We start from the raw sequence: 15737 nt of genomic DNA, 5'->3' as shown, positions 1-15737 counted from the left end.
CTTATTCCAGCCCTTCCATCACTTCGTCAGAAATTTCTGCATTGTGATAAACCTCTTGTACATCATCATGATCTTCAAGATTATCGATTAAGCGTAAAAACTTAGGTGCAGTATTGGCATCTAAATCCGCTTTGGTTGATGGCACCATGGTCACTTCAGCGTTAACTGACTCAAGACCTGCAGCATCGAGTGCATCTTTCACGCTACCGAAATCTTCAGGGGAAGTCAGCACATCGATTGAGCCATCCTCATGGGTCACCACATCTTCAGCACCGGCTTCTAATGCCGCGTCCATGACGGTATCTTCATCCACCTCTTCATAAGAAATAATGCCTTTCTTATCGAAAAGGTAAGCCACAGAGCCGTCGGTGCCTAAATTGCCGCCTGACTTACTAAATGCGTTCCGCACGCCTGATACGGTGCGGTTTTTATTATCAGTCATGGTTTCGACCAGCACAGCTGTGCCACCTGGCCCATAACCTTCATAAATAATGGTTTCTAACACTTGGCCGTCGAGTTCACCCGCACCGCGCTTTATCGCTCGTTCAACGGTGTCACGAGTCATGTTATTTGAAAGAGATTTATCAATTGCCGCACGTAAACGTGGGTTTGAATCAGGATCTGATCCGCCCTCTCGCGCAGCAACAGTCAATTCACGGATAAATTTAGTGAATAATTTACCGCGTTTTGCATCTTGAGCAGCCTTACGGTGCTTAATATTGGCCCATTTGCTATGACCTGCCATCTCTATCTCCTTAATTTATACCCAAACAACCTTAAGCGACCTAACCGACGATAATGCGCCTATTTGCTTTAAATGTAAGTTACTTGGGTATATTTTATCGAAAAAAAAGCCGAGTCTTAACTCGGCTCTTCATCACGCTTTATTATTCAGCGTCTTTAGCGTCAGCTTTCGGCTCTGCTTCAACGACACTCACGCCTAACTCAGCTAACTGCACAGGATTAGCAAATCCTGGTGCATTCGTTAACGGACAGGCCGCAGTGGTTGTTTTCGGGAACGCCATCACGTCACGAATTGAGCTAGCACCTGTCATCAACATGATGATGCGGTCAAGACCAAATGCTAAACCTGCGTGTGGAGGTGTACCATAGCGCAATGCTTCAAGTAAGAAGCCAAACTTCTCGCTCGCTTCTTCATCGTTAATACCTAGAATTCTAAATACTGCTGACTGCATCTTGCTATCGTGAATACGTACCGAACCGCCGCCTAATTCACAGCCGTTTAGTACCATGTCGTATGCATCAGAAATAGCAGCAATTGGGTTCGCCTCTAGCTCTTCTGGCGTCATGTTGCTTGGCGCAGTGAATGGGTGGTGCATTGCATGCAAACCGCCGTCAGATGTACGCTCAAACATTGGGAAGTCAACAACCCAAAGTGGCTTCCACTCGCCCTGTAGCAAGTCAAAGTCTTCGCCCGCTTTAAGACGTAGTGCACCCATTGCTTCTGCAACGATGTTAGCTTTATCAGCACCGAATAGGATTAGATCGCCAGTTTGTGCGCCAGTACGCTCAAGTAACGCCTTAACCACATCTTCGCTTAGGAACTTAAGTACTGGAGACTGAATGCCTTCCATACCTTGGTCAAGATCATTAACCTTCATCCAAGCTAGGCCTTTAGCACCGTAGATAGTCACATACTTAGCGTATTCATCTAACTGTTTACGTGAAAGCTTAGCGCCACCAGGAATGCTTAGTACCGCAACACGACCTTCTGGATCGTTTGCTGGGCCATTAAATACCGCGAACTCAACGTCTTTAACGATATCAGCGACATCAATAAGCTCTAGAGGGTTACGTAGATCAGGCTTATCTGAACCGAAACGACGCATCGCTTCTTCAAATGTCATCTTAGGGAACTCGCCCAAATCAACATTCAATAGCTCTTTAAATAAACCACGTACCATCTCTTCAGTCTTATCCATTACTTGTGTAGAAGACATGAATGACGTTTCGATATCGATCTGAGTGAATTCAGGCTGACGATCAGCACGCAAATCCTCGTCACGGAAACACTTAACGATTTGGTAGTAGCGATCAAAACCAGACATCATCAACAACTGCTTAAACAATTGTGGAGATTGTGGCAATGCGAAGAACTGACCTTTGTAAGTACGGCTTGGTACTAAGTAATCACGCGCACCTTCTGGTGTCGCTTTAGTCAGGATTGGCGTTTCAATATCTAAGAAACCGTTGCCATCTAAGAAACGTCTTACCGCGCTAGTCACTTTTGAACGGAATACAATGCGGTCAGCCATTTCTGGACGACGTAAATCTAAGTAGCGATACTTTAGACGCTGTTCTTCGGTGTTATGCTGATTTTTGTCCATGTTGATTGGTAATGGCGCTGAGCTATTTAGAATCGTTAGCTCCAAGCCCAAAATTTCAATCTCGCCAGTACGCATATCAGCGTTAACTTGGCTATCAGGTCTTGCTCTTACAAGGCCTTTAATCTGAACACAAAATTCGCTGCGTAGTGTGCTTGCAACATCAAACACTTCAGGAAGGTCTGGATCATAAACAACCTGAACGATACCTTCTCTATCACGAAGATCTAGAAAAACAACGCCGCCTAAATCTCGGCTGCGATTAACCCAACCCACTAGGGTCACTTCTTGACCTACGTGAGACTTATTGACGTCTCCACAATAATGACTGCGCATTTAACTCTTCCTTTATTCCGCAAAGCGATGCTTGAGGATCTGGTTCAAAACAAGACAAAACGGGCATTATAGAGAAATATTGCCGTTTTCCAAATAACTTCTCGACTAGTCGGCTAACTATCAATCAATTTAGATTGAAATTTAAGTGTTTGAGCTCGTTTGTATAAAAAGCAAGCAGCAGGTTAACTTAACCTCACAGTTCTTAAAGCTAATAAGCTAGTTTTTAATCTATTACTAACATCAATTGGACTCAACAAGCTAACGAGTCATCGTCAATGTTAATATTGCTCTTTAAGTCTGCAAAACTGAACTCTCAGCCCATTGGATTAGTACAATCTCATGTCAGCAACAAGGATGCAAAACTAACTACTACGATATGTTCTACCGCCCGCATTTTTTGCGCGGTACATCTGTTTATCTGCTGTTTTTAGCAGCGCATCGATGCAATCTCCATCTATAGGAAATAGCGCTATTCCAACACTCGCAGATGCCGTTAGCGTATGATCTGCAATAATAAAAGGCTGAGATAGGCGGTTGAGTAGGTTTTCAGCGACATCATATACAGATTTAATATCTTTGATATCATTTAAGATCACCACAAACTCATCCCCGCCAAGACGACCTACAGTGTCTGAACGGCGGATCCCTTTGACTAACTCTTTTGCGACATGAACCAAAAATTGATCGCCAACTTGATGTCCAAATTGGTCATTAATCAATTTAAAACCATCCAAATCAATAAAAATAACCGCAAACTGGGCGGTATCACGGGTATGCAATAAAATAGCCTGCTCAAGCCTATCATCAATCAAGGAGCGATTAGGTAATTCAGTTAAGCTATCGTTCTTAGCAAAGTGAGCCATTTGAGTTTCAGCTTCAGTCCTACGTAAAATCTCTTTACGTAAACGCCGATTTGCCAATAGTGCTCCGATAACACCTAATCCAAGAACAGTAAAAATAGCAATACCGAGTTTAACTCTGGCCTCGTATTCATCACGTTCAAAAGCAACTGTTTGTGTGACCCACTTTTGATGAATTTTCCTTTGCTGAACAGGATCAATACTTGCTAGCACAACGTTAATTAGCGGCAGTAATGATTTTTTACTACTGTGAACTCCGATATGACTTCTTTGTTCAGCAAAATCAACAAGCATTGACATCTTTAGATCTGAGTATTGACCCTGCCTTAATCCGCTACTTAAGTTAGTCACTTTATCAATAAATACATCAGCTTTACCTAAATTGACCGCTTTTAGTCCTGAGCTGCTATCAGGTACTAATACCAACTTTAACTCTGGATATTCCCGCATTAGTTGGCCAATAATATGGTAGCCTTCAACAACTGCAATACGTTGGCCTCTAAGCTCTTCTAAGCCAAACACGTTAATATTACTGTGTGAGGTCACTAGTCCCCAAGGTGCGGGCCAATAAGCCTCAGAAAAGCCCAACTGATATTCTCGCTCTGCAGTTTTGGCCACACTGCCAACCATATCAACACCACCAGTGACCAAGGCATCGAGCAAACTTTGCCATTCATCAAAAACAACAGTTTCGACTGTTAAGCTAAGCTCATTGGCAATAATATTGATAACGTCACTGTTGATTCCTGAGTACAGGCCATTTTCTTCAAACTCCATCGGTGGCCAATCACGTAAGTAACCTACCTTAATAACCCCCGTGTCATTAATAATATTTTGCTGTTCGGCCGTTAGGTGAATCAGACCTTGCTGATCTTTATAGATCCTGTCAGCAGGATTTAACATCCACTTACGCTCTACTTGAGCCAGCTCAAGCGGCGATATTTGGGTAAAGCCAGCCGCGATTCGCGCAGCAAAACCAACATCCTTATTGCGGTTAAGTACATATAACTCGGTATTAAATTCAAGATCTGGATATTGGTAGAAAGCCCCCCAACTTTGATCTAATAAAAGGTAGTGTTGAGTCCAAGCGCCAGCTGCAACAAAGGCATCAATTTCATCATTTTTGGCCGCATCTATCATCTCTGTCATCGACGAATAATATCGAATATGGGAATCAGGCAGCGCTTCTATTAATTCTGCAAGGTATGGTGATGTCGGCGATACCGCAATCACTTTATTTTTAAGTTGTTCCAACGAATCCAGCTGACTGCCATAGGAGAATAGCCGGCTCGTAACTTTGTAAATAGTGTGGGCTCGGTTTAGGCCCGTTTGAATTGAAGCGCTTTCAGGGTAACCTAAATGTACATCAGCAATGCCACGCTTGACGTTATCTACGCTCTGCTTCATGGTGCCAACCACAAAACGTACTGGCAATCCTGTCTTTTCAGACCACAGCTTCCATATATCGACCAGTAATCCATTAGGCAGCCCATCTGCACCAAGATCAGCAAAAGGAGCGACGCCAGTCTGCATTGCAATAACGATATCATTCTGATAGCGCTGATTGCCTAACCAATGCCGAGTTAACTCGTCGATAATATCGCTAGGCATTGCACTAAATCCTGCCTGCACAGTTTTACTTAACTCAGTTCTATCTTTCAAAATCGCAGGATAAAAAGAAAGCTTTGATATTTCTTTGCGGTTCTCTTTAGGGAACTGAATAGAAATAGTGTTATTGATTTGGCTTTCACGTAAGAAGCCTTCTAACCCTACAAATACGAAAATTTCTTCATTAATTACCGCTTTTAGTAGATCAGTCCGATTATCAAAATAACTAAAAGTAAGTCGCGGTTCTTGTTGCTGCAAAATATCAATTTGAGCAGCTCCTCTGACAACACCGATTTTATAAGGCATTAATTGAGATAAGGTTTGTGGTTTAGGTAATTGATAGTTCACATATAAGAAGCTATGAAAACTAAGTAGCTCCGGTAAAAACTGGTAATGATTTTCTCTGGTTGACGTTTTCGCCATACCAATATGCACATCAGCAACACCATTTTGTAAGTTTTTGAGCGATTGCACCCAATCTGTTGGCTTGAATACAACTTTACGATTAGTTTGTTTTGACCAATGTAACCAAATATCAACTAAAAGGCCGCTAGCTTGATTGTTTTCATCAACGAATTGAAAGGGATAAGTGTCATTACTCATTGCAATTATCAGCGGAGGCTCCTGTTTATTGGATTCAGCCATAGCCGTAGACATTAAAGAAATACTGAGCAGCACAAGCAACAAACAAGTGATAGTTTTCAATTACATTTCCCAAAAAGGTTAATTTTATGAGTGTTTTTTGTTTTATTATTGCTATTAGACAAAATTTTATCAGTAATTTCCAGTGCTAGTCTTGCTGGTAACAGCCATGTTTAGCTAGAATAAAGTGTTGAACTCCCACGATCTGATCACATGAACTCTTCACAAGATAATCTTTTTGCCAAGCCTTACCAACAAGTCAGCGACTTTCAATTCGATGATAAAGTCGCCGGTGTCTTTAATGACATGATTAGGCGCTCAGTTCCTGGCTACGGGCAAATCATTAATACTATCGGCGATCTCGCTCAAAAATATGCTGCGCCAAATAGTAAAATATACGACCTAGGTTGTTCATTAGGCTCTGCAACATTAAGCATTCGCCGCCGCGTTGAAGGTCGTAATTGCCAAATCGTTGCCATCGATAACAGCGAATCAATGATTGAACGTTGCCAAGAAAACCTATCAGCCTACGTTAGCGAAACGCCTGTAGAATTGATTTGCGGTGATATTCGAGATATTAAAATTGAAAATGCATCTTTGGTGGTGCTAAATTTCACTATGCAATTTTTAGCCCCAAGTGATCGTGAAAACCTGCTCAAAAATATCTATCAAGGGCTTGTTCCTGGCGGTTTATTAATTCTCTCGGAAAAGCTTTACTTTAAAGAAGATACAATTCAATCCACTTTGGATGATTTACATCTCGATTTCAAAAGAGCAAATGGTTACAGTGAGTTAGAGATCAGTCAAAAACGTAGTTCATTAGAAAACGTGATGAAACCTGATACACTCGCTGAGCACGAAAATCGGATCAGAGCCCAAGGTTTTAGTGAGTTCAGCGTGTGGTTCCAATGTTTTAATTTTGCATCTATGGTGGCAATTAAGTGATTAGTTTCAGCTCATTCTACAAACAAATTTCAGACTCAAGCCTACAACATTGGTTAGAGACACTTCCGTCAATTCTTGGCCAGTGGCAAAGGGAACATAAGCACGGTTCGCTGCCTAAGTGGGAAAAAGTACTTAATAAGCTGCATTACCCAGAAGCTGATATCATTGACTTTAAATCCAGCGTAAAAGTAGGGTCAGGTGAACAACTCAGCGACGGCGAAAGAGAAAAACTAGAAAACTTATTGGGTATTTTCAAGCCTTGGCGTAAAGGCCCTTATTCTTTACATGGTGTTGAGATTGATACCGAATGGCGTTCAGACTGGAAATGGGAACGCGTTGTACCTCATATTTCACCACTTGCTAATCGTACAGTATTAGATGTGGGTTGTGGTAGTGGTTATCACATGTGGCGCATGCTAGGTGAAGGCGCTAAACACGTAGTGGGTATTGACCCATCACCACTGTTTATGTGCCAATTTGAAGCTGTCAAACGCTTAGCAGGTAACGAACATCCAGTGCATTTCTTACCACTAGGCATTGAAGAGCTACCACCTCTTGATGCATTTGATACCGTATTTTCGATGGGGGTGCTATACCACCGCCGCTCTCCAATCGACCACATCTACCAATTAAGAGACCAATTACGCACCGGAGGCGAATTAGTCCTTGAAACTTTAGTTGTCGATGGTGATGAAAATACCGTATTAGTACCAAAAGACCGCTACGGTAAAATGAATAATGTTTGGTTCTTACCGTCTGTTGAAGCATTAATGTTGTGGTTAAAAAAATGCGATTTCACAGACATTCGCTGCGTTGATGTAGATGTAACTTCTCTTGCAGAACAAAGAAGTACACAATGGATGCCAAATGAATCATTAGTTGATTATTTAGACCCTAATGATGTTAGCCTAACAGTTGAAGGCTATCCGGCACCTAAACGAGCCACGATTATTGCCACCAAGAATCAGCCTAATAAAGATTTAATCTAGCCAATAGTAAATGGGAAGCACTATGTTCAAGCAGATAATTTGTATTGCCGCAATATCAACAGTCCTTGCAGGTTGTGCAACGACGAGCGATAAAAATGCACCAATTCCAGTCGATGTAACGGTACTAGAAGCCAGCTTAACCAAGCAAGAAAGCAATATACTGGGAGCAATTAATACTTGTAACCAAAGCCAAGCTGCTGCTTTTGAAACACTAACAGCACAGGTTGATGAGCTTAAAGCCAATGTAGCTCAATTAAATGTGAAAGAAGAAAAAGCCATAGTGCCAGTTGTTGCCCCAGTGCAATGCCCTCCTTCTCCTATTGGTGACAAGTTTATGCTTGGCGCAGTTGAAAATGTGTATGTCGATGAAGTAAAAGCTAGTTTCAATACCCGTATTGATACCGGTGCGGAATCTTCTTCACTTGACGCCCGAAATATTATTTTGTTTGAAAGAGATGGAAGCCAATGGGTTCGCTTCGATGTTTTCACTCAAGGCGAAAAACAACCCGCTAAAACTTTTGAATCAAAAGTAGAACGTTTTGTTCGTATTAAACAAGATGCTGATGATAAGAGCGACCGCCGCCCTGTCATTCACGCTCACCTTGAGATTGGCCAATACAAAGCTGAAACAGACTTGAATCTAAGTGATCGTAGCCATCTGGAATATCCGTTACTACTTGGTCGTAAGTTTATGCAAGACATCGCAGTTGTCGATGTTGGGCAGACTTTTATCCACGGAAAAAAACAAGACGCAAAGCCGTCTAAAACCAATAAATAGGATAATTGCAAATGCATTCTAGAAAACCCTTTTACATCTTAGTTGCCTTGCTGTTTATCACCGGGATCGCAGCCAGCGTGTATCGCGGTATTGAGCACAGCGTACCTTTCGTACCAGGTAAACAAGTACAAAGTTGGGCTGTTGATGCCAAAGTGAGCTTTCGTGGTACTGGCGAGCCTGCTGAAGTATCTTTCTCACTCCCAGAAGATCCTGCATACGAGATTTTGGTCGAAAATGCCACGTCACCTGGCTACGGATTAACCATTACTAATAATGCTATTGACCGCCGCGCAATTTGGTCGATTCGCACCGCAACAGGGACGCAAGATCTTTACTATAAAGTGACGCTAATCCCAACTGGACAGGACAAACTTATAGAAACTGCTGAGCCACAAGCCCCTGCAGTTTATGCTTGGCCAGCTACAGAACAAGCAGCTGCAGAGCAAGCAATCGAAGAAGTTTGGTCACGCAGTGCCACTAACCTTTCTTTTGCCCAGCAACTAAACAAAGTACTAAATGCTAATGAGCGTAGCCAGAATATTGAGCTACTACTAACAAGCAACACACCGACGAAGCTGTTTATCCGTATGCTACATAGCAAAGGGATCCCAGCCAAAGAAGTCAGTGGTCTTTACCTAGAAGATCAACGTCGTAGACAACAACTGTCAAGTTTTGTTGAAGTATATAACGACGGTGAGTGGCACTTATTTAACGCCGAAGATGGCACTCAAGGTCGTCCAGAAAACCTATTGCTATGGGACCGTTCAGGCACCTCTGTACTCGATGTTATAGGCGGCGTTAACTCCCAAGTTAATTTCTCTATGCTACAAGATACTCGCTCAGCGTTAGCCACTGCCATTGATGTGATGAAAAATGACAATGCGCTAGATTTCTCGCTTTATCAATTACCGCTAGAAGAGCAAAGCTTATTCAAGGGTATTTTGCTAATTCCTATCGGTGTTTTAGTTGTCGTGTTCCTGCGTGTACTTATTGGCATCAAAACCTCTGGTACTTTTATGCCAGTGTTGATTGCCCTCGCCTTTATTCAAACAACGCTATTTACTGGTTTAATTGGCTTCCTGTTGATTGTAGCGTTCGGTTTAATGATCCGTTCTTATTTATCAGAGCTTAACCTATTGCTCATATCCAGGATCTCCGCCGTTATTATCGTGGTAATCGGTATTATCGGCTTGTTTACCTTATTATCATACAAGTTTGGTCTCAGTGAAGGCTTAACCATTACTTTCTTCCCTATGATTATTTTGGCATGGACCATTGAAAGAATGTCTATCCTTTGGGAAGAAGAAGGTCCAAAAGAAGTTATCGTACAAGGTGGCGGTAGCCTATTCGTAGCAACTTTAGCTTACTTAGCTATGAGCGCGACTTGGGTTCAGCACTGGGTGTTTAACTTCCTAGGTATTCACCTAGTCATTTTGGCTTTAGTGCTGCTAATGGGCCAATACACAGGATACCGTCTGCTTGAGCTTAAGCGCTTTAAGCCACTAGCTGGAGAAAAATAATGTTTCTAGCTAAGCCATCAGATCTACGTCGTAATGGCGTATTGTGTATGAACAAGCGTAATATCGATTACATTGGTCGATATAACCCACGTAAGTTTTACAAACGTGTGGATGACAAGCTAACGACCAAACAGTTGGCACTGGCAAATAACATCGCTGTGCCAGACTTAATTGGTACCGTATCAGAGCAACATGGCATTGCGGATATTCCTGCAATGGTCAATAACACTGACGGTTTTGTTATCAAGCCGTCTAAAGGTTCTGGCGGTAAAGGGATTTTAGTTGTCACTAAGGTTGAAAACGGTCGTTACTACAAGCCAAATGGCCAAGAAGTGACGCCCTCTGAAGTTGACCGCCATGTATCTAACGTACTCAGCGGACTATTTTCATTAGGTGGTAAACCTGATGTTGCGATTGTAGAAGGATTGATTCAGTTTGACCCGGTATTTGATGGCTACTCCTACGAAGGTGTACCAGACATACGTCTGATCATCTTCAAGGGTTTTCCAATCATGGGTATGTTGCGTCTTTCAACTGCTGCGTCAGACGGTAAGGCAAATTTACACCAGGGTGCTGTGGGCGTTGGTATTGATATCGCAACGGGTAAAGGCCTACATGCTGTGCAATTTGATCAGCCTATTGACCTACACCCTGATACCCAAAAAGAGCTTATTTCAATTGCCGTCCCACAATGGGATACCTTGTTGCATACAGCTTCAATGGCCTATGAAATGTCAGAACTTGGTTATCTAGGCACCGATATGGTGCTAGATAAAAACAAAGGGCCACTTTTGCTCGAGCTAAATGCCCGTCCCGGTCTTGCGATTCAAATTGCTAACGGTCGCGGTATTTTGCCAAATCTTCGCCATGTTGAAAAAATGGGCAACCATAATATGACGGTCGAAGAACGCGTGGCATATGCAAAAATACATTTCAGTGCCAACAGCTAGAATTATAAAATGGCTGTTAAGCCCACTGTTAATTGGTATTTGTTGGTTTGACACGGCAGCTTTTGCTGCCGTGTCTCCTATCCCACTTTTAGTCGAGCAATGTCTTGCTTATCAATTTCCGGCAAAAAATCAAACATCAATAACAATAGGTGCAGCGCAGCATGCAGCAGCACTCGAACGGCAATTAATCGGTTTTTTTAATATCAATGACAGAATTAAATACTATCGACAGTTTCCACTGTCCTATTCTGATAGAGAGCTAGTATTACAGTGCCAACTGTATTTAGCTGATGAGCTTGCATTATTTTTTAAATCGACACAGTTTCAATCGACTCGCTTTAAGCTCGCTGAAAGTCATAACCCACATATTCAAGCACTCGCAATGCGGATCAACCGCCTTGCAACTAATAGTGAATCGCCGCTAGATAAAGCTCAATTACATACCGCTCAAGCTGCATTTAAACAAGGTGTCACGAGTCAGCAATTAAGCCTTAGCTTTGCTAATACTGGCTGCCAACTTGACGCAAAACTTAACTCAGTTAAGACAAACTTTAACGGTAGCTTGGCAAGCTATTTAATTAAGCAGCCAAACGAGCAATGCAGAAAGACGGTATGGCAAGCCTACCAAGCTCGCGCATCGATAAAAAACAAAACCTCATTTGAGGTAATAAAAAACTTACGCCAGCAGCAAGCAGAGCAAGATGGTTATCAAGATCACAGCCATGAAATACTCCAGCAACAATGGTTATCTCACCCACAGCTTGTAGCTAAGTTTTTACAAAGCCAAACCCAAGCAATAAACACTACCCCTTGGAGTTTAGGGCAAGTATTGTCTAACGCTAAACCCACAGTCGTTAAACCTACATCATCACGGTTATGGTTAAATAACATCGCTAAGGTGTTAGAGCCGCTAGCAGTGTCAATCACACCTGTAAACGAAAACGTCTTACGGGTTTATCATCAACACCGCTTGCTCGGTGACCTATACCTCAGTCAAGGCAAAAAAACTCAAGCAAGAGTAATAAGACATGCTGTGGTAGGACAACAATTTGGTCAATATGAGTTGGTTTTAAAAGATGAGCTCACCAATTATCAACAACAAAGCGCAATGATCGATACTGTTGCAAGCATTATTAGCCAGCTAGCCAGCGGCCATCGTTATTATTTACAAAATACGCTAGGAGAAACCCAAGATAGCGATCAAATAGACAAGTTTTGGCTACAAATGTGGCTAAAAGGCGAGCTCCTCCCTACACCTAAAAATAATAGTAGAGAAGCTGTATTGCAGCGATATGCCACTCAACTACAAATATTTAGAGCAAAGGTTGCACTAAATAGCTATTTGTCTTCTGAGGATAAAAACAGGTTTGATTTAGATAGTGCTTTTAAACAAGCTTTTTCTGCTCGTTGGGATAGCGTCGATGATGCGCCCTACACTTTTAGTGCCATTGTGTATCAAGGGCCGTTGTATTATCAAAAAGTTTGGCAGAAAGCCGTCGCCAAGTATATTTACCAATCAACAAAAGACTGTCAAAATCAAAAACATATTTTTGATTATTTAGTCGTTAATGAATCAGCTAACGACATGGTCACTCAGTTACAACTGTTGTTAGACGAAACAATAACCCCAGACTCACTCATAAAAAGGACTCAACATGCCTTCAATCATCAAGATCAGCACTCTCGCCGCTGCACTCTTTTGCGCCAATAGTTTTGCCGCCGACCTTGCTGTCACAGAGTCTACAAAATCTGAAGTTTATCAAGGAATAAAGAATAACCTGGAGGAACATTTATTCGAACTACCTCCACGTGTTCAAGGTCATTACGGCATACGCCAATATCGCATGACTGGTGACGACAAATACGCCAATGCTGCACTAGTCGATCTTTATGCTGTAACCGAAGCTCAGGCGTTCTATGCGTGTAATCTAGACAAACCAAACTTCATTATCGATCAAGCAGAAGAGGCTATCTCTGTATTGGGCAAAGGCCCACGTGCTAAGGCGCGTAAAAAAGCACTCCAGCCTTTTCCTGAATTCATTTTCTATACCGATGTATTGCTACGTTACTCAAGCCGAATTGATGAGTTTGGCTTTACTGGTCCATGTCATGATAAATTAACTGCAGCGCTTAAAAAAGCCGACTTAAAAACAGGCTTGACCGATAAAGCCATGATTGAGACATGGGCAGCGCAGTTAATTAACTACGTTTACTGGGCTAAACAAATTGGTGTAGGTGACTATTTAGCCGATTATAAAAAAGCATTTATTGAAGTTTACCCAGACAATGAAGATAGCGAGTTAAATAAAAAGCAATACCGCAATAAGCTATACGGTATGACCCACTTTATTTTTGCAGCCAGTGAATATTACCAGCACAATGTTGATGCTAAAGAGTTCGCCTGGATTTTAGACCATTTTGATCGCAATATTGATCGTATTTTGAAAGATGCTACAGACGACATTATTGCCGAAGTGGGAATTAGTTTCTTACTCGCAGGGAAACCTAACCACCCAGTGGTTAAAAAAACTCAAAAACATATCATTAATGCGTTTAATACCAAAGAGCAAATCATTCCCTCACCTCGTGGCAATCCTGACTTAGTGATCGGTGAACATCGCAATGTATTGGCTATGATGTTGCTTGATTGGCCTGAAAAGTTACATAAAGGCCCTTACCTATCAGAACTGAAAGCGACTAAGAAATATCTGCCTAAACAAGTTACTCCTATTAGTAAGTGATCCCTCTACAGAAAGGCTCAATGAGCCTTTCTAGCATTGACTCAACCTAACTTCAGAGCCGTTAATTTATATGGATAGAGCCAAATCAACACTTGAGCAGTGGCGAATATTACAAGCGGTAGTCGATTATGGAGGCTACTCTCAGGCAGCGGAACAATTAAATAAAAGCCAATCTTCGCTTAACCACGCTGTGGCAAAACTGCAGTTTCAACTTGGCGTACAATTACTTGAGGTTAAAGGGCGGAAAGCTTATTTAACTGAATGTGGCGAAGTTTTACTGCGCCGTTCACGACATATCACTCAGTCTGTAAACGAGTTAGAGATGTTGGCGAGCAACTTAGAAAAGGGTTGGGAACCACAATTAACTATCGCTCGAGAAATCATTTACCCTATGGATCACCTTGTCGATGCGTTAAGCGAGTTTTTACCGCAAAGCCGCGGCACACGTGTCACTATTATTGATACTGTGATAACAGGTACCTCTGAATTAATCAATAACCAAAGCGTTGATTTAGCAATATGCGGTGGTCCGCCACCTAAAGGCCATATTGCTGAACCTCTGTTAGATATCGACTTTATACTGGTTTGCCACCCTGAGCACCCTCTCGCGCAACTGAGCCACATTGAAGATGATCAAACCTTGGCGCAGCAGCTTCAAATCGTGATTAAAGATACAGCCTTAAGCCCCAACACTGATCTTGGCTGGTTAAAAGCAGAGCAACGTTGGACGGTAAGCAACTTTCATGAGGCTATTGCCATTTTAAAAAAGGGGATGGGTTTTTGTTGGGTACCTCAACATTTGGTCCAGGTTGAAATTGATAATAAATCACTCAGTCAACTCCATCTTAAAGGCTCAAGTAAACGTAAAGCTACGCTAAGCTTAGTTATTCCCAATAGAGATAAGCAAGGGCCGGCAAATGAGCTACTTGAAGCATTAATATTGCAACATCATCAAGCTAAAACAACTTAAATTTTTCCATAAAAAAGCACTCTACAAGAGTGCTTTTTTATACTGTTTGTTAGCATACACAGGTAAGTTTATACTTTGATATTTATTATGCTGCCAATCATATCCGATGATGTTTGGATGACTTCAGCGTTAGCTTGAGCGTGGTTAACTGCTTGAGCTGCATCAATCAAAGCCCCCGTCGTATTTGAGACGGTATTAGCTGTAGTGGTACCCGCTACAGACTGACTCGCACCAGCGACATCTATTGTAGCTTGAGTTAAATCGGTTTGTGCCGCCTGAAAGCCATTTTGCCCAGAAATAATACTTGGTGGAATTTGCATATCATCCCCCTTTATCTATGTCTAAGTGGTTCAATTATCGTACAATTAGGTTTGGATGTACAGTAAGAAAAGCTCGCAAGTATCGTTAAATCATCTACAGTTAACTAAAAACATATCACAAGGTATCAAGTTCCAATGAGATAGCCTTTGTATTGATAAAATGATAGCCTTTTCGAATAAAAAATAAAAGATAACGGTCTGCTCTGAGGAAGTCTAAATGAATAAAGCTAGAATACTGGTTGTAGATGATGATCCTTTTTGCTCAAGCCTATTATTATCAATATTAGGCGACGATTACCAAGTCACAACCGTTAACTCCGGTTTTGATGTAATTGATATTTCAGGTGTTCAATGTCCGGACTTTATTTTTCTAGACATAATGATGCCTGGTAAAAATGGCTACCAAGTATTAAAGGATTTAAAAGACGATCCCTTAACCCAAATGATCCCTGTGATTATTGTTAGTACGCTAACTGAAGAATCCGATGAAAACCTCGCATTACGCCTTGGTGCAAACGGCTATATTTCTAAACCAATAATTCCAACAGAAGTTTACGCTAAATTAAAAGAGCATTTGCCGCAGTAACTATTATTCATTACACTGCATCACTCGCTGTGTAATGCACTAGGCTGCTTGGTATACATCAATTAATGTATACCACTTAGCTAAAAATGTTCATCACAAGAAGTCTCATGCTTTAGCTAGTGATAAATCAAGCAATAATGTTATCGT

General features: G+C 41.7%; 13 protein-coding genes. 9 read left to right on the top strand and 4 right to left on the bottom strand.

Annotation, left to right across the window (positions count from 1 at the left end; translation table 11 throughout):
- Position 1 precedes the first annotated feature (1 nt).
- From AB4298_RS16955 to AB4298_RS16945, 3 genes are all read right to left on the bottom strand, one after another.
- On the bottom strand, positions 2-745 hold the full coding sequence (locus AB4298_RS16955; protein ID WP_371987606.1) for a YebC/PmpR family DNA-binding transcriptional regulator: 744 nt from the start codon (positions 743-745) through the stop codon (positions 2-4).
- A 142-nt stretch (positions 746-887) separates the two neighbouring features.
- On the bottom strand, positions 888-2681 hold the full coding sequence (aspS, locus tag AB4298_RS16950; RefSeq protein WP_371987604.1) for an aspartate--tRNA ligase: 1794 nt from the start codon (positions 2679-2681) through the stop codon (positions 888-890).
- A 362-nt stretch (positions 2682-3043) separates the two neighbouring features.
- The gene (locus AB4298_RS16945) at positions 3044-5854 is read right to left on the bottom strand and encodes a diguanylate cyclase domain-containing protein (protein ID WP_371987603.1); all 2811 of its coding nucleotides are present in this window, start codon (positions 5852-5854) and stop codon (positions 3044-3046) included.
- Positions 5855-6004: 150 nt separating this feature from the next.
- Between AB4298_RS16945 and cmoA the strand changes: the two genes are divergently transcribed.
- From cmoA to AB4298_RS16905, 8 genes are all read left to right on the top strand, one after another.
- Positions 6005-6736: a carboxy-S-adenosyl-L-methionine synthase CmoA gene (gene cmoA, locus AB4298_RS16940; protein ID WP_248997319.1), complete on the top strand. Its 732-nt coding sequence runs from the start codon at positions 6005-6007 to the stop codon at positions 6734-6736.
- On the top strand, positions 6733-7725 hold the full coding sequence (cmoB, locus tag AB4298_RS16935; protein WP_248997320.1) for a tRNA 5-methoxyuridine(34)/uridine 5-oxyacetic acid(34) synthase CmoB: 993 nt from the start codon (positions 6733-6735) through the stop codon (positions 7723-7725). The genes cmoA and cmoB overlap by 4 nt, the downstream gene beginning before the upstream one ends.
- Before the next feature lie 22 nt (positions 7726-7747).
- Positions 7748-8503 (top strand): ATP-dependent zinc protease family protein, encoded by a 756-nt coding sequence (locus AB4298_RS16930; protein ID WP_248997321.1) that lies wholly within the window; start codon positions 7748-7750, stop codon positions 8501-8503.
- A gap of 11 nt (positions 8504-8514) precedes the next feature.
- The gene (locus tag AB4298_RS16925; RefSeq protein ID WP_248997322.1) at positions 8515-10023 is read left to right on the top strand and encodes a UUP1 family membrane protein; all 1509 of its coding nucleotides are present in this window, start codon (positions 8515-8517) and stop codon (positions 10021-10023) included.
- Positions 10023-10973 (top strand): alpha-L-glutamate ligase-like protein, encoded by a 951-nt coding sequence (locus tag AB4298_RS16920; RefSeq protein WP_248997323.1) that lies wholly within the window; start codon positions 10023-10025, stop codon positions 10971-10973. The genes AB4298_RS16925 and AB4298_RS16920 overlap by 1 nt, the downstream gene beginning before the upstream one ends.
- Entirely contained in the window at positions 10942-12684 is a 1743-nt protein-coding gene (locus AB4298_RS16915; protein ID WP_371987602.1) for a peptidase M3, read from the top strand. The genes AB4298_RS16920 and AB4298_RS16915 overlap by 32 nt, the downstream gene beginning before the upstream one ends.
- Entirely contained in the window at positions 12629-13714 is a 1086-nt protein-coding gene (locus AB4298_RS16910; protein WP_371987600.1) for a DUF3541 domain-containing protein, read from the top strand. Before AB4298_RS16915 ends, AB4298_RS16910 begins: the two co-directional genes overlap by 56 nt.
- Positions 13715-13784: 70 nt before the next feature.
- Complete coding sequence (locus AB4298_RS16905; protein WP_371987598.1) at positions 13785-14684, top strand: LysR family transcriptional regulator; 900 nt, start codon at positions 13785-13787, stop codon at positions 14682-14684.
- A 68-nt stretch (positions 14685-14752) separates the two neighbouring features.
- Here the strand turns inward: AB4298_RS16905 and AB4298_RS16900 are convergent, their stop codons facing one another.
- Positions 14753-15004, bottom strand: a complete 252-nt coding sequence (locus AB4298_RS16900) for a chemotaxis protein (protein WP_371987596.1) — start codon at positions 15002-15004, stop codon at positions 14753-14755.
- Positions 15005-15221: 217 nt separating this feature from the next.
- On the opposite strand from AB4298_RS16900, the gene AB4298_RS16895 reads away from it, so the two are divergent.
- Positions 15222-15590, top strand: coding sequence for a response regulator (locus AB4298_RS16895; RefSeq protein ID WP_371987594.1), 369 nt, complete (start codon positions 15222-15224; stop codon positions 15588-15590).
- Positions 15591-15737: the final 147 nt, after the last annotated feature.

Origin of the sequence: Shewanella sp. 10N.261.52.F9, assembly GCF_041471165.1 — a bacterium.
Taxonomy (GTDB): domain Bacteria; phylum Pseudomonadota; class Gammaproteobacteria; order Enterobacterales; family Shewanellaceae; genus Shewanella; species Shewanella marinintestina.
This window is presented reverse-complemented; position numbering and strand designations above follow the sequence as displayed.

Coding starts and splice junctions, on each gene's coding strand:
- aspS (WP_371987604.1), bottom strand. CDS start 2,681: ATGCGCAGTCATTATTGTGGAGACGTCAATAAGTCTCACGTAGGTCAA.
- AB4298_RS16895 (WP_371987594.1), top strand. CDS start 15,222: ATGAATAAAGCTAGAATACTGGTTGTAGATGATGATCCTTTTTGCTCA.
- AB4298_RS16955 (WP_371987606.1), bottom strand. CDS start 745: ATGGCAGGTCATAGCAAATGGGCCAATATTAAGCACCGTAAGGCTGCT.
- AB4298_RS16920 (WP_248997323.1), top strand. CDS start 10,023: ATGTTTCTAGCTAAGCCATCAGATCTACGTCGTAATGGCGTATTGTGT.
- AB4298_RS16915 (WP_371987602.1), top strand. CDS start 10,942: ATGCAAAAATACATTTCAGTGCCAACAGCTAGAATTATAAAATGGCTG.
- AB4298_RS16925 (WP_248997322.1), top strand. CDS start 8,515: ATGCATTCTAGAAAACCCTTTTACATCTTAGTTGCCTTGCTGTTTATC.
- AB4298_RS16900 (WP_371987596.1), bottom strand. CDS start 15,004: ATGCAAATTCCACCAAGTATTATTTCTGGGCAAAATGGCTTTCAGGCG.
- AB4298_RS16930 (WP_248997321.1), top strand. CDS start 7,748: ATGTTCAAGCAGATAATTTGTATTGCCGCAATATCAACAGTCCTTGCA.
- AB4298_RS16905 (WP_371987598.1), top strand. CDS start 13,785: ATGGATAGAGCCAAATCAACACTTGAGCAGTGGCGAATATTACAAGCG.
- cmoA (WP_248997319.1), top strand. CDS start 6,005: ATGAACTCTTCACAAGATAATCTTTTTGCCAAGCCTTACCAACAAGTC.
- AB4298_RS16910 (WP_371987600.1), top strand. CDS start 12,629: ATGCCTTCAATCATCAAGATCAGCACTCTCGCCGCTGCACTCTTTTGC.